The following is an 18,480-nucleotide window of genomic DNA, read 5'->3' as shown; positions in this document are numbered from 1 at the left end:
TTGCCCTAAGTCACGGGTTCAGCAGGACGATCGCGAGCGAGATCAGCATCAGCACCTTCGCCCCTTCCAGCGCGATGTAGGCGAGGTGGGTGCGCGCCGCGGGCGGCGTCCCGCCCGCGATGACGATCGCGGCCCTGGCCTCGAGCCGAGGCCGCAGCAGCACCACCTGCACGGCGAGCGTCACCGCGAGCGCGATGAGCAGGACCGTCGCCGCGAGCGGGCGGGGAGCGAGCGCGAACGTGATCGCGGTGGCGGCGGCGAGCACGATCTCGGAGGCGTTCAGCGCGCGGAACACGAGCCGGCCGATGCCGAGGCCCAGCGGCAGCGTGATGCCGGGCGCGCGGAACTTGAGCGGCGCCTCGATCGAGATCGCCACGACCATGCCGAGCCAGATGCACGCCGAAGCGAGCGGAAGTGCGGTCATGGGTGGTTATCTTGGCGTGGTGCTCCTCGACCAGGTTTCGAAGCGCTACGGGCGCGGTCCGTGGGTGCTGCGCGACCTCACCCTCGAAGTATCCGGCCTGACCGTGCTGACCGGCGCGAACGGCACCGGCAAGTCCACGTTGCTCAAGATCGCCGCCGGGGTGCTGAGGCCCACCTCGGGACGGGTGACGCGACCCGCGGCCGTCGGGTACGTGCCCGAGCGGTTCCCGTCGGACGTGAAGATGTCCGCCGCGGCCTACTTGGCGCACATGGGGCGTGTCCGCGGGGCGTCGCCGAACGACGTGCTGGAGCGCCTGGGGTTCGTCGGGTCGATGACGGCGCCGATGTCGGAGCTGTCCAAGGGCAACGCGCAGAAAGTCGCGCTGGCGCAGGCATTCCTGGCCTCCGACGTGCTGGTGCTCGACGAGCCGTGGACGGGCCTCGACCCGGAGGCGGGTGCCGAGCTGGTGGCGTTGCTGCGGGGACGGACGGCGCTCGTGTCCGACCACGAGGGACACCTCGCCGACGCGACGAGGGTGGACCTCGCCGGCGGGCACGTGACGATCGAGCTCAGCCGGGTGGTGGGGCTGGCCGCGCTGGAGGCGTTGGAGGGCGTGCGGTCGGTGTCCTCGCGCGGGTCCTCCGCGCGGGTGGTGGTCGCACCGGACCGCAGTGACCACGTGCTGGCGGAGGCGTTGCGGCTCGGGTGCTCGGTGCGGAGCGTGCGGTGATCTCCCTGGTGCGCTACCTCGCGGCCGACGTCCTGCGCGGGCAGCGGTACCTGGCGCCCCTGCTGGTGTTCCTCGGCGTGCTGGGCATGTTGTTCTCCTCCGACGCGGGGCAGCCGCTGGAGGCCTACTCGGGTTCCGCCGCGTTGCTCTACCCGATCACGGCGTGGACGGCCGTCGTGGTGGCGACCTCCGAGGACGTCGTGCGGCGGGAGATCACCGTGGTGTCGGCCGGTGGCTGGTCCCGGGTGCTGACGGCGGCGGCTCTGGTCGCGGTGATCTTCGCGCTGGTCATGGCACTCGTGGCGGCGGTCTGGCCGGTGGTCACCAACCCGCACCCCTACACCGTGGGTGAGTTCTTCGCCGGGCTCGGCGCGCACGCCGCCTGCGCGTTGCTGGGCGTCGGCGTGGGGCTGCTGTTCGCGCGGCCGGTGTTCGACTCGATCGGGCGGACCGTGCTCGCGGTGTTCTCGGTCGTCGTGCTGACGTTCCCGCTGGGGCGCGTGACCCCGCTCGGGTGGGTGCTGGACGCCTTGGGGCACAACCGGATGACGCCCTCGGTGCTGTGGGCGGGAGTCGTCGGTGCCGCGCTGGTGTCGGCCGCGGTCGTCGTGGGCGCGCGGCGGGCGTGATGCGCGTCAACGGCCACGGCACTCGGCCGGGAAACCGCAGAGGCCCTGCCACCGCGCCGGTGCGGGTGACAGGGCCTCGGACGGCGGGCGGTCCTACTTCTTGATCAGCTCGATCAGCGCGTCGACGTCCTTGGGCTCGAAGCCGCGGAACAGCGTCAGCGCCAGCTCGTAGTACGAGCGGACCGGGCTCACGTACCACTTTCCGTCGACCTCGGTCGAGACGACGCCGACACCGGTCTTCATGACCGACCCGGCCACCCGGCCGATGATCTCGACGGCCTCGGCGGGGATCTTCGCGCCGCCCTGCTGCTGCAGCAGCTGCGTGATGTCGTCCGCGCACAGCTTCTGCGCGCCCTCGCCGGGGATGTCGGCCGAGTAGCAGTCGCCCTCACGGGTGATCGTGACGGTCTCGCCCTCGGCGGTCACCGACAGCTTCTTCACCGTGACCTGCTTGCCGCCGGTGACGTCCTTGACGTCGGTCTCCAGCGCGTCGAGCTTGGCGCCGGTCTTGTCCATCCTGCCCGCCTGCTCCAGCAGCAGCGGCCCGAGGTCGTGCAGCACGCCGGCCTCGTCCGGCGGCAGCAGCGCGATGACCTTCTTCAGGTCGCCGTCCAGCGCCGCGTTGACGAGGTTCTTCGCCGCGTCCTCCGGCGAGCCCGCGCCCTCCGGCGCGAAGCCGGACTGCGGCCACTTCAGCTTCTCCTCCTCCAGGACCGCGTTGGCGATCGTGTAGAAGGCGCTCGGGTACCACTTGTCGCCGACCTTGATCGACGCGATGCCGATCGGCGCGCCGCGCTTCTTCACCTCGGCGGTGATGTCGATCGTCTCGGACTTGGAGGTGGTCAGGCTGATCTCGTCGCCGAGCGCGTCGACGAGCTTGTCGGTGAGCGGGATCTTCGACGCGTCCGAGGTGATCGTGATCTTGCCCTCGACCAGCTTGTTGATGCTGAGGTGGTCGTTGACCTTCTCGGTGGCGGCCTCGTCGAACTTGATGTTCTCGCTCTTGAACTCGATGCCGGAGAGCTTGTTCGGGTCGGCCTCGGGCTTGAGGATCTCGAGGCGCTTCATCTCCTTGGTCATCGACTCCATGTAGTCCTTCGACAGCGCCGCCTCCGCGGGCGCCAGCGAGGCCATGATGCCGACGACGTCACCGCTGCCGAGCTGTTCGATGAGGTTCTTGGCCGCGACCTCCGGCGTGTCCTGACCCGCGTTCGCCGCCGGGTCGGACTTCTTCAGAGCGAAGAACGTGACAGCGCCGCCGACGAGCAGCAGCACCGCGACCACGGCCGTGATGACCAGGCCCGTGCGCTTCTTCTTCGGCGGCTCGCCACCCATCGGGGCGTAGCCGAACGGCTGCTGCTCGAAACCGGGCTGCGGAAAGCCCTGCGGACCCGTCTGCGGGAAGCCCTGCTGCGGGAAGCCCTGCGGTCCGGTCTGGGGATGGCCGCCCTGCTGGGGGTTGCCACCCTGCTGCGGCTGGTGCGGGTAGCCGCCCTGCTGGGGCTGCTGCCCGTACGGGTTGTTCTGCGGCTGCCACTGGCCGCCGCCGCCACCTGGGTAGCTCACGGGTTCCCTCCTGGAGTTCTCACTGCGCTGCGCCTGGTCGAGGTGAGCACCGTGATCGCCCCCACGATCGTCAGTACGGCACCGGCAAGGGTGGTGACCGGTCCGGCGATGCTGATCCCGACCAACGCGCCCTTGCTGTCCCCTTGGACTGTGGCCAGTAGGGCCACGGTTCCGCTGATCGTGCCAAAGAGAAGGCCGACGCACGCGGCAATTCGTGGAAATCGGACCACGTGCAGCGCGACGGCGGCCATCGCGAGGGGGGTGAGACCCACCCAGATCGACGTGACGACGCCTCCCGCCACCCCGTCCAACCCGGCGAGATCACGCAGCGAGAGCACCTCGTAACTGTCCCTCGTGGTGGAGCCGGATTTCAGCCAGGGCAAGAAGGTCCCGGTGATCGAAGTGACGAGTCCCACTGCCGCGACGGCGGCTCCCACTGCGCTGCGCACCCGGCTAGTGTGAACCGATGGCCTCCGACGCGTGCAAGGCGGCACGGGCGCTGGTCGCGTCCGCGCACCGGATCACCGTGCTGACGGGTGCCGGGGTCTCCACGGATTCGGGCATCCCGGACTTCCGCGGGCCAGGGCCGGACGGGGTCTGGGCGCGCGACGACGCCGGGCCCGGCTTCTCGCTCGACGCCTACCTCTCCGATCCCGAGGTCCGCAGGCTCGCGTGGCGGACCCGCCTGGACAGTCCGGTGTGGACCGCCAAGCCCAACGCCGCGCACAAGGCGCTGGCCGAACTGGAACGGTCTGGGCGGTTGCGCACCGTGGTCACGCAGAACGTCGACGGCCTGCACCAGAAAGCGGGCTCCGACCCGCACCGCGTGCTGGAGCTGCACGGCACGTTGCACGCGACCTCCTGCCTGGGATGCGGTGCGACGGGACCGATGCGCGACGCGCTCCAGCGCGTCGCCGGCGGAGAGCCGGAGCCGGACTGCCCGCGCTGCGGCGGGATCCTCAAGTCCGCCACGATCTCGTTCGGGCAGGAGCTCGACGGGGAGGTCCTGCGCCGCGCCCGCCTCGCGGTCCTGGACTGCGACGTGCTGCTGGTGGCCGGGACGTCGCTGTCGGTGCAGCCCGCCGCCGGACTGGTGCCGCTGGCCGCGCGCGCCGGAGCGCGGGTGGTCATCTGCAACGCCGAGCCCACCCCGTACGACTCGGTCGCGACCGTCGTGCTGCACGAGCCCGTCGGCGAGGTGCTGCCCGACCTCAGCTCCGTTCCTCCATCCGGGGGAGGACGGTTCTCGTCCTGGGGAGATCCGAGCACCTGGTCGTAATGTCGGTCCATGCGCGTACCGCTGATCACCACGGACTTCCTGGACCGGGCGTCGTTCGCGTTCGCGGCGGCGACGGCGGTCGTCGACGAGCCGGACCAGCCGGCCGAACCGGTCGCGACGACGACGTATGCGGACATGGCGAGGCGGGTGCGCGCGTGGCAGGCGGGGCTCGACGCGCTGGGCGTCGGCGAGGGCGAGCGGGTCGCCGTCGTCAGCCACAACTCCGCGCGGATGCTGGAGCTGCTGCACGCGGTGCCCGGCAGCGGGCGGATCTGCGTGCCGGTGAACTTCCGCCTGCGCCCCGACGAGGTGAAGTACATCGTCGAGCACAGCGGCGCGTCGGCGTTGTTCGTCGACCCCGAGCTGTCCCTGGACGACGTCACCGCGCGGCACAGGTTCACGCTGGGCGAGGAGTCGGAGTCACTGCTGCGCTTCGACGTGGAGCCACGGCCGTGGAGCGATCCCTCGGAGGACGCGACGGCGACGATCAACTACACCTCGGGCACCACAGCGCGGCCCAAGGGCGTGCAGCTCACCCACCGCAACATTTGGCTGAACGCGGTCACGTTCGCCATGCACACCCGTGCGTGGGAACGCGACGTGTACATGCACGTGCTGCCGATGTTCCACTGCAACGGCTGGGGCATGCCGTTCGGGCTGGCCGGCCTCGGCGTGCCGCAGGTGGTGCTGCGCAAGGTCGACGGCACCGAGATCCTGCGCCGTGTGCGTGACCACGGCGTCACGCTCATGTGCGGTGCACCGGCCGTGTGGAACGCCGTGCTGGACGCCGCCGCTTCGTGGGATGGTGAGATCCCCGGCCGTGACACCGTTCGGATCGTGTGCGCCGGTGCGCCGCCGCCCTCGCGCACGATCCAGCGCGTGACCGAGGAGCTCGGGTGGGAGTTCCTGCAGATCTACGGCCTCACCGAGACCGCGCCGCTGCTCACGTTCAACCGCGCCCAGCCGGGGCCGTCGGGTGCGGAGAAGGCCCGCCTCCAGGCGCGGGCGGGCGCACCGGCGCTGGGCGCGCGGCTGCGGATCTCCGACACCGGCGAGGTGCTCGCGCGGTCGAACGTGGTCATGGAGGGCTACTGGGAGAACCCGGAGGCCACCTCCGACGCCATCGAGGACGGCTGGTTCCACACCGGTGACGGCGGCCACTTCGACGACCAGGGCTACCTGACGATCTCCGACCGCAAGAAGGACGTGATCATCACCGGCGGTGAGAACGTCTCGTCCATCGAGGTCGAGGACTGCCTGTTCGCGCACCCCGCCGTCACCGAGGTGGCGGTGATCGGCGTGCCCGACGAGAAGTGGGGTGAGACGATCAAGGCGCTGGTCGTGCGCTCCGCGGACGTCACCGAGGCCGAGCTGATCAGGCACTGCAAGGAGCGGCTCGCCGGGTACAAGGCGCCGACGTCGGTCGAGTTCCGCGACGCGATCCCGCGCACGGCCACCGGCAAGATCCAGAAGTTCAAGCTCCGCGAGCCGTACTGGGCGGGCCGCGAGCGCGGCGTCAACTAGGGCCGGCGCCGGAGTCCGGAGGAGACGGCTCGGCCGGTTCCCCGCCGACGGTCGTGCGCAGGGAGCGCACCGCCTCCGTCAGGAGATCGCGCAGGGTCCGGGTCTCGCCCGGCCGAGTCCACTCCCGCATCGCCGCCTGCTGCGCGAGCATGGCGGCGCCGGCGGCCAGGAACGCGCCGGTGGGGTCACACCCCCGTGCGTGGAGCGCGGCCGCGATGTCCTCGGTGAGCGCGGCGTTCTTGCCGAGCTCGCGCTCCTGCAGCTCCGGGTTGGCGGCGATGACGGCGTACCGGCGCGTCACCACGGCACGGCGGCTCTCCAGCATCTTGTCGGCGACGACTCTCATCGCGCACACGACGGCGTCGAGCGGCGGCAGCGCGTCGGCGGCGGTGATCTCGCGGACCAGCTCCTGGCGGAGCTCCGCGTCCATCCCGAACAACACCTCGCGCTTGTCGGCGAAGTGGTTGAAGAACGTCCGCTGGGTCAGCTCGGCCCGCCGGGCGATCTCGGCGACCGTCGTGCGCTCGAAACCCTGCTCGTCGAAGAGCTCCAGGGCGGCGGCCTGCAGGCGCTCGACTGCGTCCGGTTTCCATCGCGGCATGGCGCGAGCCTAGCGATTGCACGATGTGCAGTCAGCAGTGCTACGGTGATTGCACAAACTGAAATCACTTGGCACCAGGAGGCTTCGTCATGGTCGCTGTGTCGATCGTCCGTCCCGGCGAGGGCGAACTCATCGCCAACGGTCCGGCGCAGATCCGGATCCTCGAGGACGGCAGCAACACCGCTCACCGCCTGGGGATCGGTGAGGTCGTCATCCCCCCGCGCACCCCCGGTCCTCCGCAGCACCGCCACGCGCAGCACGACGAAGGCTTCTACGTGCTCGCGGGCACCGTGCGGTTCACCATCGGCACCGACAACCACGACGTCGGCGCCGGCGCGTGGGTCACGGTCCCGCCGGGCGCGCCGCACACCTTCGCCAACCCCGGTGACGACCCGGCGGTCATGCTGACCACCTTCACGCCGGACCTGTACGTGCAGTACTTCCGCGACCTCAAGGCCATGGTCGAGTCCGGCCGGCCCATGACCCGCGAGACCATGGCGCCGATCTGGGAGAACTACGCGACCGAACCCGCCACCGAATTCGCGCCGTGACACGTGGTGCCCGCCCCGCGGCCCTCGGCCGCGCGGCGGGCGGCCCGGCCGTGATCCGCGCCGGCGGCGGATCAAACCTGATCGTCCCGAAAGGACCACCGTCCGTGGTCCGCTGTGACACGTGTGGTTGACGGTGCGTGAGTTCCGGATGCGCCGTATGAGTCTGATTGGTCTAATTCGGACGGAGGTGATGCTTCGGTGTTGACACGACTCTCCGCCGTGGTGGTGCTCATGACCGCTGTCTTCACGGGAACGGCCGCGGCCGTGCCGCCTCCTCCGCCGAACCCGAGCGACGCGGAGATCTCGGCGTCGCGAGCGGAGGCGGACGCGAAGGCGGCCCGCGTCGGCGAGCTGACCGGCCGGCTCACCCAGGCGGAAGCGCGCCTTCAGGAGCTGCAGGACGAGGTCTCGCACAAGCGCGAGCTCGCCAACAAGGCGCGGGTCGACCTGGAGACCGCCATCGCCGAGGCCGACGCGGCCCGCCGCGAGGCCTCCGCCGCCCGCGTGCAGGCCGACGCGGCGTCCGCGGCCGTCGAGCAGAGCCGCCGCGCGCTGGACGAGTTCGTGGCCGCGTCGTACTCGCAGGGCAGCACCGTCGGCTCGTTCTCCGCCTACATCGGCGCGAAGTCGCCGGAGGACCTGCTGGCCCGCGCCCAGATGCTCGAGGCGGTGTCGGCGTCGGGCCTCAACCGCCTGGACCAGGTGACCCGCGACCAGGGCACCGCCGCCAACCTCGACTCCGCCGCCCGCGCGGCGCTCAAGACGGCCGAGTCGAAGCAGGCCGCCGCCGACGAGGCGAAGAAGGCGGCCGACCAGGCCCAGCGGGCGGCCGTGGAGGCGCACGCCTCGCAGGCGGCCGCGATCGCGGAGCTGCAGGCCGGCCGGGACGCCGTCGAACGCGAGCTCCTCGCCGCGCGCGGTGAGGCGGGCGGCCTGGAAGCGCAGCGCCGCCAGTACGACCAGTGGGCCGAGGCGAAGAGGCGCGAGGACGAGGAGAACGCCCGTCGCGCGGCGGCCGCCGCATCGGCTCCGGCGCCGGTCCAGGCTCCGGCGCCGCGTCCCGCCGCCGCTGCTCCGGCGGGCAACCGCGTGCAGACGGTGATCAACCGCGCGTTGTCGCAGCGCGGCGTCATCTACGCGTGGGGTGGCGGCAACTACAACGGCCCCACCTACGGCGTGCGCGACGGCGGCGTCGCCGACTCGTTCGGCGACTACCGCAAGATCGGCTTCGACTGCTCCGGCCTGATGATGTACGCCTTCGCCGGCGTCGGCGTCTACCTGCCGCACTACAGCGGCTACCAGTACAACTCCGGGCGCAAGGTGCCGCTGTCGCAGATGGCGCCGGGCGACATGATCTTCTGGGGCCCCGGCGGCGGCACGCACGTGGCGCTGTACCTGGGCGGCGGGATGATGGTGGAGGCACCGCACTCCGGTGCCGTGGTGCGCATTTCGCCGGTGCGCTACGGCGGCATCATGCCGTACGTGACTCGCATGCTGTGACGTGCTCCCGCAGCAGTGGCGGCACCACCAGGCCGAGGCCGTGGACGACGTCGACCGTCACGACCTCGGCGTCCGGTGCGAGGCGGGCGAGCCGGGCCGTGGCCTCGGCGGCGTCGTGCACCGACCCCTTCCCGGCGAGGACCACCCTGGTCGGCACCGAGATCGACCGCAGCTCGTCGTCTCCGAAGTGGCTGAGAACGAAGATCTTCATCTGGAAGCCGAGGCCGGCGAGGACCAGTGAGCGCAGCAGCGGGTCCACGAACACGCCGTACTTCCCGTCCGGCTTGACGCGGCGGCGCAGGAAGGCGGGCATGAGCATCACCGCGAGCCCGGTGAAGAGGTAGAGCCTGCCCGTGTTCATCGACTCCATGAAACCGCCGGGGTCGAACGCGGTCACGCGCGCGACTCGTCCGGGCGAGCGGATGGCCTGGTTCAAGGCGAGCCAGCCACCGCGGGACAGACCCACGAGGTGGTACCGATCGTGGCCCAGGCCCGCCAGGACCTCGGCGAGCCAGTCGGCGTTGTCCTGGTGATCGGTGATCGGCCTGGTCTGCACGGAGCGGCCCGCCTCGCCCATCGAGTCGACCGCGTACAGGACGTGGTCGCGGCCGATGTCGGCCACGAACCGTTGCCACACGAGGGAAGTCGTAGCCAGGCCGTGCAGCAGGACGAGCGGCTCGCCGGCACCGCTGCCGCTGCGGCGCACGTAAGTCGGGCCGAACGACGTCTCGACCGTCAGGTCCTCGTGCGGCAGTGGCCAGTCCAGGAGCTCGTCGTAGACGGCGTGGTAGCGCTGTCTCGCCTTGTCGTTCGCGAAGCGGCTGATCGTCATGGTGGAACCCCCCAGGTCGTTTTTGTGGTGCACTTGCACCATAACTCAGTGTGAGCGGTGCTGTCATCCGGTGTGGCACAGTTGGCCGGTGCCGAAGCGTGTGGATCATGAGGAACGCCGCCGGGAGATCACCGAGGCGGTCTGGCGGATCGCCACGGCCGAGGGGCTCGCCGCCGTGACGCTGCGCCGGGTCGCCGCCGAGGCCGGCATCTCGATGAACCTGGTGCAGTACTACTTCACCAGCAAGGAGAAGATGATCCGCTACGGCCTGGAGCGCGTCATCGAGGTGGCGGTGGCGCGGATGTCGGCGGAGCTGGAGGCGGTCCGCGAGTCGGGCGACTCCCGTGCCGTCGTGCGCGCGGCGATCGTGGGCATGCTCCCCGTCGACGACGTCACGAGGCACACGTCCGCCGTTTACTACGCGTATCTGCTCCACGCGATCACCGACGAGGAGATCCGGTCGATCGTCAGCGGCATCCCGCGGCAGCTCGCGCCGCGGCTGGCGCACCGGGTGCCCGGCGCCGACCCGTTGGTGGAGCTGGAGAGCCTGATCGCGCTCGCGAGCGGGCTCGCGGTGGGCGTGCTCGTCGGCTCGTACACCGCGGAGGAGGCGGTGGCGTTCGTCGACCACCGGCTCGACCGGCTGTACGCCTAGAGGTCCGCAGCCCGTCCGCGCTCGGGAGGCTCACGGTGCGGCTAGCTTGGTGACGTGAAGATCGTGGTGTTCGGTGCGTCGGGCATGGTGGGTCAGGGCGCGCTGCGCGAGTGCCTGCTCGACCCGGAGGTCGGTTCCGTGGTGACGGTGGGGCGCTCGCCGCTGGCCGTGACGGACCCGAAGCTGCGGCACGTCGTGCACGCGGACTTCGGTGACCTGTCGCCGATCGCCGGCGAGCTGGCCGATGCCGACGCGTGCTTCTACTGCGTGGGCGTCACGTCCGCGGGTCTGACCGAAGCCGAGTACATGCCCGTGACGCACGACTACGCCCTTGAGGCTGCGCGTGTCGTCGGTGGCACGTATGTGTACGTGTCCGGTGAGGGTGCGAACGCCGAGAGCCGCACGATGTGGGCGCGCGTGAAGGGCCGCACGGAGAACGAGCTGCTGGCGCTGGACCGGCCGGTGTTCGTCGTGCGGCCGGGATTCATCCAGCCGCGGCACGGGATCACGTCGCGGACCCGCATCTACCGCTACCTGTACTCGTGGTCGTCGTGGCTGTTCCCGGTGCTGCGGCGGCTGGCGCCGAAGTTCGTCACCAGCACCGACCAGCTCGGCCGCGCGATGGTGGCGCTGGCCAAGGGCGCGCACGCGGACCGGGTGCTGCGCAGCGACGGGATCAACCGCCTCGCGCGCTGACCCCCGTCACGCGGGCTTGAACGCGTCCCCGGTCGTCACGACACCGGCTGACCGGCCCGGCGCGGTGTGGTTCTCCCAGTAGAGGTTCGTGTGCGCGATGACCTTGTCCGGGGTCGGCGCGCCCCACTCCGACAGGTCCTCCGTGGTGTGGGCGTCGCTCACGAGCAGGGCGTCGTAACCGCGGACGATCGCGCCGTGCAGGGTCGAGCGGATGCACTCGTCGGTCTGCGCGCCGGACACCACGAGGCTGCCGACGCCCTTGCCCGCCAGCACCTCCTCGAGGTCGGTCGCCTCGAACGAGTCGGCGTAGGTCTTGTGCACCACCGGTTCGCCGTCGGCGACCTTCAGCTCCGGCACGAACTGCCAGCCGTCGGAGCCGACCGGCATGTGCTCGGCGTTGCTGTGCTGCACCCACACGACGTCGACGCCGGCGGCGCGGGCCTTGTCGACGAGGCTGGCGACGTTGGCCACGACCTCGTCGCGGTTGTGGGCGTGGTCCACGACGCCCACTTGGACGTCGATCACGAGCAATGCGGTGTTGGGACGGTTCGCCAGAGTCGTCACCCCCGCAGCTTATGGCTCGTCATAGGCCGTGCAAGGGGGTTGAGTCGGGTGTGGACGCCTCCACCCGTGCGGCTCAGCGGGAACGCAGCCGGCGCAACATGCGGGCGTCTTCGAAACCGACGTTGCGCGCCGCGGTCTCGACGGTGGCGCCTTGGCCGATGAGGTGTTCTGCCCGTTCGACGCGAAGGGCTTGCTGGTATTTCAACGGCGTCATGCCGGTCGCACGGCTGAACAGTCGCGTCACGGTTCGTTCGCTGCAACCGGCGTGCGTGGCCAGTTCGGCCAACGAGAGGCGGTCGGCCAGACGTGACTCGATGACGTCCTGGATGCGGTGCACGGTCTCGTTGACGTGTGAGCGATGCCGCAGCAGCACGCTGGCTTGGTGGTCGTCGCCGTTCCTGCGCGCGTAAACGACCATCGTGCGTGCGATGGCGGCGGCAACGGACGGACCGTGGCGCACGGCGACGAGGTGCAGCGCGAGATCGATGCCGCTCGCGATGCCCGCGGACGTCACGACCCTGCCGTCCTCCACGAACAGAACGTCCCGTGTGACCCGTGCGGCCGGGTAGCGCTGTTCGAGTTCGTCTTGCAGTTCGTGGTGTGTGGTGCAGCGGCGACCATCGAGCAGACCTGCGCGTCCCAACACGTCCGCACCCGAACACACACTGGCGACCGTGCCACCGGTGAAGTGGTGTGCGCGCAACCACTCCATCGCACGGCCGCTCAGGTGCCCGGTTCCGGCGATCTTGGGCGAACGCCATCCCGGCACGAACACGAGGTCGTGCACGTCGAGAGAGGGCAGCTCGGACGACGTGCCCAGCGGCACGCCCTGATGGCTGAGCACGGAGTCCGAGTCGCCGACGTACGACAACGCGTAGCCGCCGACGATGTCGGCGGCGCTGGAGAACACCTGCGCCGGCCCCGCGAGGTCGAGCAGGTGCACTCCCGGAACGAGCAGGAAGACGACTCTGGTCACGATCCGGTCAGCGTAGCGACGTCCGAGATCCGCGCGAACCGGCCCGCCAGCACGTACTCGGTGCGGTCGATGATCTCCTGCACCCCCAGCACCTTCCCGGTGCGCCAGTGCGGCAGCGGCGTGGTGGCCGTCGCGTCCGTCACGAACGTCATGCCGAACCCGAGGTCCGACCCCACCCGCGTGGTCGTCTCGCAGCACTGCTCGGTCCTGATGCCGCTGATCAGCAGCTCCCGCACGCCGTGCGCGGTGAGCGTCTGCTGCAGGCTCGTGGTGGTGAACGCGTTGTGCGACGTCTTGGTCAGCACCTGCTCGTCGTCGAGCGGCTTGAGCCCGTCCATCAGCCGCACGTGCCCGAGCGCGGGGTCGAACACGTCGCCGGTGCCGGGTTCGGCGTGCAGCACCCACACGACGAGGTCACCGGCGTCCCGGCTCATGTCGACGAGCCGGTTCACCTTGCCGACGACGTCCGGGTTGGAGGTCTCGGCCCAGTCGGCGCGCCGGCGGAACGACTCCTGGACGTCGATGACGATCAATGCTCGCTTCATGTCCCAGAGCCTCGCGGTCGCGGCGCCGGCCGGACAGGCACGACCCGGCCGCACAGCGGACGGATCCGGTCACAGCGGCCGGCGGCCGGCGAACCCCAGGTCGGCCCGGTGGTACCAGGCCAGCGAGCGATCGCCCTCCAGCCAGCACAGCAGCACCGGCACCCCGTCCCTCTCGGAGGGGAAGTCGACGAGCAACGGCGCGAAGCCCTTCAGCTCGGCCCCCGTCCGCTGGACGGACTCCAGCAGCTCGTCCAGCCGGGCCTGCGCGGCCTTGAACTCCGGCAGCCCGCCGAGGGAGGAGCCACCGGCGGCCAGCTCGGCGGCGTCGGCGCGCAGCGCGACGATCTCGTCCAGCACCGGCAGCAGCCGCTCCAGCTCGGACCGGGCCTCGGACAGGGTGAACAGTCCCACGACGCCAAGGCTGGCACAGTGGGCGGAATGACGTGGCGACGGGTGACCTCACCGTGAACCGGGTCGGCCTCGGCGCCATGCGCCTGCCGCAGCAGGGAGCGGCGTTCGACCCGAAGGCGAGGCCGCGCGACCGCGCGCAGGCGATCGAGGTCCTCAGGACGGCCGTGGAGCTCGGCGTCAACCACATCGACACGGCCGCCTTCTACTTCTCCGCCACCAGGTCGGCGAACGAGCTGATCAACACCGCGCTGGCGCCGTACCCGCGGGACCTGGTGATCGTCACCAAGGTCGGTCCCGGCCGCACGCCGCAGGGGGAGTGGCTGCCGTTCGCGACGCCGGGCGGGCTCCGGGGGCAGGTCGAGGAGAACCTCCGCCAGCTCGGGCTCGACCGCCTCGACGTGGTGAACCTGCGGGTCGGCGGGCTCGACGACCTGACGCCGCACTTCGAGCAGCTCGCCGAGCTGCGGCGGGAGGGGCTGATCCGGCACCTCGGGCTGTCGAACGTCAAGCCGCACCACCTCGACCAGGCGCAGCGGGTCGCGGAGGTCGTGTGCGTGCAGAACTCCTACGGGCTCGGCCACCACCCCGAGCAGGACGACTTCCTCGGGGTCTGCGGCGAGCGCGGCATCGCCTACGTGCCGTTCTTCGCGCTCACCGGTGCCGCCAAGGAGGCGGGCGGGCAGCGGGAGGACGACGACGTCGCCGAGGTCGCCCGCGCCCACGACGCCTCGCCCGCGCAGGTCAGGCTGGCGTGGACGCTCGCCAGGGGCGAGCACGTGCTGGTCATCCCCGGCACCGGCGACCCAGGCCACCTGCGGCAGAACGTCGAGGCGGGGGAGCTGCGGCTCACCCCCGAGGAGCTCACCCGCCTCGACGCCCTGCACCTCACCGGGAGCTGATCCGCCCGAACAGCCACGCGGCCCAGCCGGACGCCACGACGAGCAGGCCGCCCGACCAGGCGAGCGCGAGCCAGCCGGACTCGGCGGGAGCACCGGTCAGCAGTGCCCGCACGGTCTCGATGACCGGCGTGACCGGCTGGTGCTCGCTCACCGCCCGCAGCCAGGGCGGCATCGTCGTCACCGGGACGAAGGCGCTGCTCAGGTACGGCAGGAACAGCATGGCGAAACCGAGCAGGCTCGCCGACTCGACCGACCGCGCGATCAGGCCGAAGCCCGCCGCGAGCCACGACAGCGCCAGCACGTAGAGCAGCAGCAGGCCCAGCGCCAGCGCCCAGGCCCCGATCGAGGCCGTGGGGCGGAAGCCCATCAGCACGGCGACCAGCACCACGGCGAACGTCGCCACGGCGTTGCGGGCGAGCGAGGCGACCACGTGGCCGGTCAGCACGGCGGCGCCGCTGATCGGCATCGAGCGGAACCGGTCGACCACGCCCTTCTTCATGTCGTCGGCCACCGACATCGCGGTGGAGGTGGCGCCGTAGCCGGTGCACAGCACGACGATGCCGGGCACCACGTAGTCCACATAGGACTGCACCGAGCTGATCGCGCCGCCGAACACGTAGACGAACAGCGACATCATCAGCACCGGCAGCACGATCGCCATGATCACGAGGTCGAGGTTGCGGCGGCCCAGCCGGATGCTGCGGCCGATCATGGTGAGCGACGCGGTCATGCGGCTGCCCCCGTCAGGGCCGCGAAGACGTCGTCCAGGGTCGGCCGGTGCGTGGACACCCGCAGCGGGCGCACGCGGGCCGCCAGGAGGTCGTCCAGCACGCGGTGCAGGTGGACCGCGCTGCCGTCGGACGGCACGGCCAGCGTCGTCCCGTCCACCGCTCCCGCGACGACGCCGCGAGCGCGGAGGGCGTCCTCGGCACAGCCGAAGACGAGGTCGAGCCTGGTGCCACCGGCCGAGCTCTTCAACGCCTCCGCGGTGCCGTCCGCGACGGCGTCCCCGTTGTGCAGCACCACGATCCGGTCGGCCAGCCGGTCGGCCTCCTCCAGGTACTGGGTGGTGAGGAAGATCGTCACGCCGTCGCGCACCAGGTCGCCGATCGCGTCCCACAGCGTCGTGCGGCTCACCGGGTCCAGACCGGTGGTGGGCTCGTCGAGGAACAGCAGCCGCGGCGGCGCCACCAGGCTCATCGCGAGGTCCAGCCGCCGGCGCAGGCCGCCGGAGTAGGTGCGCACGCGCCGGTCCGCCGCGCCGGTCAGGCCGAACCGCTCCAGCAGTGCGAGGGCGCGTGCCCGGGCCGCCGACCGGCTGAAGCGCCGCAGCCGGGCGATCATCACCAGGTTCTCGCGGCCGGTCTGCTCCTCGTCCACGGCCGCGTACTGCCCGGTCAGGCCGATCACGCCGCGGACGGCCGCGGCCTGCTCGGCCACGTCGAACCCGCACACGCGCGCCGACCCGCCGCTGGGCCTGGTCAGCGTGCTCAGGACGCGGATCGTGGTCGTCTTGCCCGCCCCGTTCGGCCCGAGCAGCGCGAGCAACGACCCCTCCGCCACCTCCAGGTCCAGCCCGTTCAGCACCGCGGCCGAGCCGTACCTCTTCGTCAGGCCCTCTGTCTCGACGATCATGGAACCCCCTTTATGCGTACTTCATACGCAAAACCTGGATTAGCGTATGGCATACGCATCTGTTTGACTAGGGGCATGAAGAGGGGGCGCAAGCCGACCATCGACGCCGCCGCCATCACGCGGGCCGCCATCGCGGTCGCGGACGCCGAGGGCCTCGCCGCTGTGTCGATGGCCCGCGTCGCGCAGGAGATGGGCAACGCGACGATGGCCCTCTACCGGCACGTGAAGAGCAAGGACGAGCTGCTCACGCTGATGGGCGACGCCGCGATGGAGGAGCCGGTGCCGCTGCCGGACGGCGACTGGCGCGAGCGGCTCGGGTTCTGGGCGAAGGCGGTGCTCAAGGCCATCGGCAGGCGGCCGTGGTTCCTGCACATCCCGATCAGCGGCCCGCCGACGGGACCGCGGAGCCTCGCGTGGTTCGACAGCGGGCTGCGCGCGCTGGAGGGAACGCCGCTGGAGGCGGGGGAGAAGGTCGGCGTCGTGATGGGCCTGATGACCTTCGTCCACGGCGAGGCGAAGCTGAGCAGCACGCTGGTCCGTGGCCACGAGGACAACCCGGCCGCGTTCGGCCGCGACTACGGGCGGCGGCTGCGCGAGCTCGTCGACCCGCGCGCGATGCCCGCGCTCGCCGAGGTCGTCGCGGCCGGCGTGTTCGACCTGGACGACCTCTTCACCGCCGAGGACGCCGAGGCCGAGTTCGACTTCGGCCTGCACCTGTTCCTGGAAGGCGTCGCCGGGCACATCGGAGGCAGGACGTGACGTACGCGGTGATCATCCTCACCGGCGGCAGGGGCGAGCGGCTCGGCGGCGTCGACAAGGCCGCGCTGTCCTTCCGGGACGCGACGCTGCTCGACCACGTGCTGTCCGTTGTGGACGACGCGAACCAGAAGGTCGTTGTGGGACCGGAGAAGGACGTTCCCGGCGTGGTGTGGGCGCGGGAGGAGCCGCCCGGTGGCGGACCGCTCGCCGGACTCGCCGCCGGGCTCGCGCACGTCACCGAGGAGTGGGTCGCAGTGCTCGCCGTCGACCAGCCGGGCCTCACGGCGGACACCATCGCGAGGCTGCGCGGCGCGGGTGGCAACGCCGTGCTCAAGGACGACCGCGTCCAGTGGCTGATCGGCTTCTGGAACGTCGCTGACCTGCGCGAAGCCCTCCCCGAGGAACCGCGCGACCAGCCGCTGCGCAAGACCCTCCTGCGGCTGCGGCCCGTCGAGGTGCCCGCCGTGCCCGGTGAGGCGCGCGACGTCGACACGCCCGCCGACCTGGACACCCTTCACAGCGGTTGAACAGGCGAGGGGTAAGACTGGTGCACTGTCGAAGAACCCTGTTCCGCATGGAGGCCCGCACGTGACCGAGCCCGCCGCCGAGGCAACGCCGAACGCATCGGCGCCCGTCACCCCGGCTCGTGACGCCCAACTGCTCGAACGCACCGTGTTCGAGGTGAAGCGGGTCATCGTCGGCCAGGACCGGCTCGTCGAGCGGATGCTCGTGGGTCTGCTGGCCAAGGGCCACCTGCTGCTCGAAGGTGTGCCGGGTGTGGCGAAGACGCTCGCCGTCGAGACGTTCGCCCGTGTGGTCGGCGGCTCGTTCTCGCGCGTGCAGTTCACGCCCGACCTGGTGCCCGCCGACATCCTCGGCACCCGCATCTACCGCCAGTCCACCGAGACGTTCGACGTCGAGCTCGGCCCGGTCGTCGCGAACTTCGTGCTCGCCGACGAGATCAACCGCGCGCCCGCCAAGGTGCAGTCGGCGATGCTCGAGGTGATGGCCGAGCGGCACGTGTCGATCGGCGGCCGCACGTTCCCGATGCCGAACCCGTTCCTGGTGCTGGCGACGCAGAACCCGATCGAGAACGAGGGCGTGTACCCGCTGCCGGAGGCGCAGCGGGACAGGTTCCTGTTCAAGATCCAGGTCGAGTACCCGACCGCCGAGGAAGAGCGCGAGATCGTCTACCGCATGGGCGTCGAGGCGCCGACGCCGAACCAGGTGCTCTCGCCGGAGGAGCTGGTGCGGCTGCAGGGCGTGGCCTCGCGCGTCTTCGTGCACCACGCGCTGGTCGACTACGTCGTGCGCCTGGTGATCGCGACCCGCGCACCCGCCGAGCACGGTCTCACCGACGTCGCCGGCTGGGTCGCCTACGGCGCCTCGCCGCGTGCGTCGCTCGGCATCATCGCCGCCGCCCGCGGTCTCGCGCTGGTCCGCGGCCGCGACTACGTGCTCCCGCAGGACGTCGTGGACGTGGTTCCGGACGTGCTGCGCCACCGCCTGGTGCTGTCCTACGACGCGCTGGCCGACGGCGTGCCGATCGACCACATCATCACGCGCGTGCTGCAGATCGTGCCGTTGCCGCAGGTGTCGGCCCGGCCGCAGCAGCCGGTTCCGGCTGGTAGGCAGTGAGCCCGAGGGACGCGTCGGCGAAGGCCGAGCAGGAGCGCCCCTCGTGGGCGCCGCCGGTCCTGCGGG

23 protein-coding genes are annotated in these 18,480 nt (G+C 71.1%); 12 read left to right on the top strand and 11 right to left on the bottom strand.

The genetic code is table 11. The features are described 5' to 3' along the window. Positions 1 to 10: 10 nt before the first annotated feature. Entirely contained in the window at positions 11 to 424 is a 414-nt protein-coding gene (locus tag BMW88_RS28710) for a hypothetical protein (RefSeq protein WP_089956305.1), read from the bottom strand. Here BMW88_RS28710 and BMW88_RS28705 point away from each other — a divergent pair. Then, positions 423 to 1,154 carry an ATP-binding cassette domain-containing protein gene (locus tag BMW88_RS28705; RefSeq protein WP_245778124.1) on the top strand — a complete coding sequence of 244 codons (732 nt, stop codon included), beginning with the start codon at positions 423 to 425 and terminating at the stop codon, positions 1,152 to 1,154. The genes BMW88_RS28710 and BMW88_RS28705 overlap by 2 nt on opposite strands. Continuing rightward, entirely contained in the window at positions 1,151 to 1,783 is a 633-nt protein-coding gene (locus tag BMW88_RS28700) for a hypothetical protein (RefSeq protein ID WP_143116295.1), read from the top strand. The genes BMW88_RS28705 and BMW88_RS28700 overlap by 4 nt, the downstream gene beginning before the upstream one ends. Before the next feature lie 93 nt (positions 1,784 to 1,876). Here the strand turns inward: BMW88_RS28700 and BMW88_RS28695 are convergent, their stop codons facing one another. Next, a complete protein-coding gene (locus BMW88_RS28695; RefSeq protein WP_089956300.1) occupies positions 1,877 to 3,349 on the bottom strand; it encodes a hypothetical protein in 1,473 nt (490 codons plus the stop codon). Continuing rightward, the gene (locus BMW88_RS28690) at positions 3,346 to 3,798 is read right to left on the bottom strand and encodes a hypothetical protein (protein ID WP_143116294.1); all 453 of its coding nucleotides are present in this window, start codon (positions 3,796 to 3,798) and stop codon (positions 3,346 to 3,348) included. The genes BMW88_RS28695 and BMW88_RS28690 overlap by 4 nt, the downstream gene beginning before the upstream one ends. Positions 3,799 to 3,815: 17 nt before the next feature. Between BMW88_RS28690 and BMW88_RS28685 the strand changes: the two genes are divergently transcribed. Both BMW88_RS28685 and BMW88_RS28680 read left to right on the top strand, forming a co-directional pair. Beyond that, positions 3,816 to 4,628 carry an SIR2 family NAD-dependent protein deacylase gene (locus BMW88_RS28685; protein ID WP_089956296.1) on the top strand — a complete coding sequence of 271 codons (813 nt, stop codon included), beginning with the start codon at positions 3,816 to 3,818 and terminating at the stop codon, positions 4,626 to 4,628. A 9-nt stretch (positions 4,629 to 4,637) separates the two neighbouring features. Next, positions 4,638 to 6,152, top strand: coding sequence for an AMP-binding protein (locus BMW88_RS28680; RefSeq protein WP_089956293.1), 1,515 nt, complete (start codon positions 4,638 to 4,640; stop codon positions 6,150 to 6,152). Here the strand turns inward: BMW88_RS28680 and BMW88_RS28675 are convergent. Continuing rightward, positions 6,145 to 6,753, bottom strand: a complete 609-nt coding sequence (locus BMW88_RS28675; protein ID WP_089956290.1) for a TetR/AcrR family transcriptional regulator — start codon at positions 6,751 to 6,753, stop codon at positions 6,145 to 6,147. The genes BMW88_RS28680 and BMW88_RS28675 overlap by 8 nt on opposite strands. Positions 6,754 to 6,842: 89 nt before the next feature. On the opposite strand from BMW88_RS28675, the gene BMW88_RS28670 reads away from it, so the two are divergent. Then, positions 6,843 to 7,304, top strand: coding sequence for a cupin domain-containing protein (locus tag BMW88_RS28670; RefSeq protein ID WP_089956286.1), 462 nt, complete (start codon positions 6,843 to 6,845; stop codon positions 7,302 to 7,304). A 198-nt stretch (positions 7,305 to 7,502) separates the two neighbouring features. Next, positions 7,503 to 8,804: an NlpC/P60 family protein gene (locus BMW88_RS28665; RefSeq protein ID WP_245778123.1), complete on the top strand. Its 1,302-nt coding sequence runs from the start codon at positions 7,503 to 7,505 to the stop codon at positions 8,802 to 8,804. Here BMW88_RS28665 and BMW88_RS28660 read toward each other — a convergent pair. Beyond that, positions 8,776 to 9,636 (bottom strand): alpha/beta fold hydrolase, encoded by an 861-nt coding sequence (locus tag BMW88_RS28660; RefSeq protein ID WP_177221425.1) that lies wholly within the window; start codon positions 9,634 to 9,636, stop codon positions 8,776 to 8,778. The genes BMW88_RS28665 and BMW88_RS28660 overlap by 29 nt on opposite strands. Before the next feature lie 88 nt (positions 9,637 to 9,724). Between BMW88_RS28660 and BMW88_RS28655 the strand changes: the two genes are divergently transcribed. Both BMW88_RS28655 and BMW88_RS28650 read left to right on the top strand, forming a co-directional pair. Beyond that, on the top strand, positions 9,725 to 10,291 hold the full coding sequence (locus BMW88_RS28655; protein WP_177221424.1) for a TetR/AcrR family transcriptional regulator: 567 nt from the start codon (positions 9,725 to 9,727) through the stop codon (positions 10,289 to 10,291). Between the two features lie 54 nt (positions 10,292 to 10,345). Continuing rightward, the gene (locus tag BMW88_RS28650; protein WP_089956280.1) at positions 10,346 to 10,987 is read left to right on the top strand and encodes a Rossmann-fold NAD(P)-binding domain-containing protein; all 642 of its coding nucleotides are present in this window, start codon (positions 10,346 to 10,348) and stop codon (positions 10,985 to 10,987) included. A 6-nt stretch (positions 10,988 to 10,993) separates the two neighbouring features. On the opposite strand, the gene BMW88_RS28645 is transcribed toward BMW88_RS28650, so the two are convergent. The 4 genes from BMW88_RS28645 to BMW88_RS28630 all read right to left on the bottom strand — a co-directional run bounded on the left by BMW88_RS28645 (position 10,994) and on the right by BMW88_RS28630 (position 13,483). Beyond that, positions 10,994 to 11,551 carry an isochorismatase family protein gene (locus BMW88_RS28645; RefSeq protein WP_089956277.1) on the bottom strand — a complete coding sequence of 186 codons (558 nt, stop codon included), beginning with the start codon at positions 11,549 to 11,551 and terminating at the stop codon, positions 10,994 to 10,996. Between the two features lie 73 nt (positions 11,552 to 11,624). Further along, the gene (locus tag BMW88_RS28640; protein ID WP_089956273.1) at positions 11,625 to 12,527 is read right to left on the bottom strand and encodes a GlxA family transcriptional regulator; all 903 of its coding nucleotides are present in this window, start codon (positions 12,525 to 12,527) and stop codon (positions 11,625 to 11,627) included. Further along, the gene (locus tag BMW88_RS28635) at positions 12,524 to 13,072 is read right to left on the bottom strand and encodes a cysteine hydrolase family protein (protein ID WP_089956269.1); all 549 of its coding nucleotides are present in this window, start codon (positions 13,070 to 13,072) and stop codon (positions 12,524 to 12,526) included. The genes BMW88_RS28640 and BMW88_RS28635 overlap by 4 nt, the downstream gene beginning before the upstream one ends. 69 nt (positions 13,073 to 13,141) lie before the next feature. Next, positions 13,142 to 13,483 (bottom strand): DUF2203 domain-containing protein, encoded by a 342-nt coding sequence (locus BMW88_RS28630; RefSeq protein ID WP_089956268.1) that lies wholly within the window; start codon positions 13,481 to 13,483, stop codon positions 13,142 to 13,144. Between the two features lie 32 nt (positions 13,484 to 13,515). On the opposite strand from BMW88_RS28630, the gene BMW88_RS28625 reads away from it, so the two are divergent. Continuing rightward, positions 13,516 to 14,382: an aldo/keto reductase gene (locus tag BMW88_RS28625; RefSeq protein WP_425434698.1), complete on the top strand. Its 867-nt coding sequence runs from the start codon at positions 13,516 to 13,518 to the stop codon at positions 14,380 to 14,382. Here the strand turns inward: BMW88_RS28625 and BMW88_RS28620 are convergent. Together BMW88_RS28620 and BMW88_RS28615 are read right to left on the bottom strand one after the other, a co-directional pair. Beyond that, positions 14,369 to 15,112, bottom strand: coding sequence for an ABC transporter permease (locus BMW88_RS28620; RefSeq protein ID WP_089956266.1), 744 nt, complete (start codon positions 15,110 to 15,112; stop codon positions 14,369 to 14,371). The two genes, BMW88_RS28625 and BMW88_RS28620, sit on opposite strands and share 14 nt — an antisense overlap. Further along, on the bottom strand, positions 15,109 to 16,017 hold the full coding sequence (locus BMW88_RS28615; protein WP_089956265.1) for an ATP-binding cassette domain-containing protein: 909 nt from the start codon (positions 16,015 to 16,017) through the stop codon (positions 15,109 to 15,111). Before BMW88_RS28615 ends, BMW88_RS28620 begins: the two co-directional genes overlap by 4 nt. Before the next feature lie 75 nt (positions 16,018 to 16,092). On the opposite strand from BMW88_RS28615, the gene BMW88_RS28610 reads away from it, so the two are divergent. The 3 genes from BMW88_RS28610 (at position 16,093) to BMW88_RS28600 (ending at position 18,414) form a co-directional block, all read left to right on the top strand. After that, positions 16,093 to 16,776 (top strand): TetR/AcrR family transcriptional regulator C-terminal domain-containing protein, encoded by a 684-nt coding sequence (locus tag BMW88_RS28610; RefSeq protein ID WP_245778122.1) that lies wholly within the window; start codon positions 16,093 to 16,095, stop codon positions 16,774 to 16,776. After that, positions 16,773 to 17,303 (top strand): molybdenum cofactor guanylyltransferase, encoded by a 531-nt coding sequence (gene mobA, locus BMW88_RS28605; RefSeq protein WP_089956261.1) that lies wholly within the window; start codon positions 16,773 to 16,775, stop codon positions 17,301 to 17,303. Before BMW88_RS28610 ends, mobA begins: the two co-directional genes overlap by 4 nt. Positions 17,304 to 17,364: 61 nt before the next feature. After that, complete coding sequence (locus BMW88_RS28600; RefSeq protein ID WP_089956260.1) at positions 17,365 to 18,414, top strand: AAA family ATPase; 1,050 nt, start codon at positions 17,365 to 17,367, stop codon at positions 18,412 to 18,414. The last annotated feature ends 66 nt before the right edge of the window (positions 18,415 to 18,480 follow it).

This window comes from Lentzea xinjiangensis (assembly GCF_900110955.1).
Lineage (GTDB): Bacteria > Actinomycetota > Actinomycetes > Mycobacteriales > Pseudonocardiaceae > Lentzea > Lentzea xinjiangensis.
Note: the sequence above shows the minus strand (reverse complement) of the source record. Positions and strands in the feature narration are given on the sequence as shown.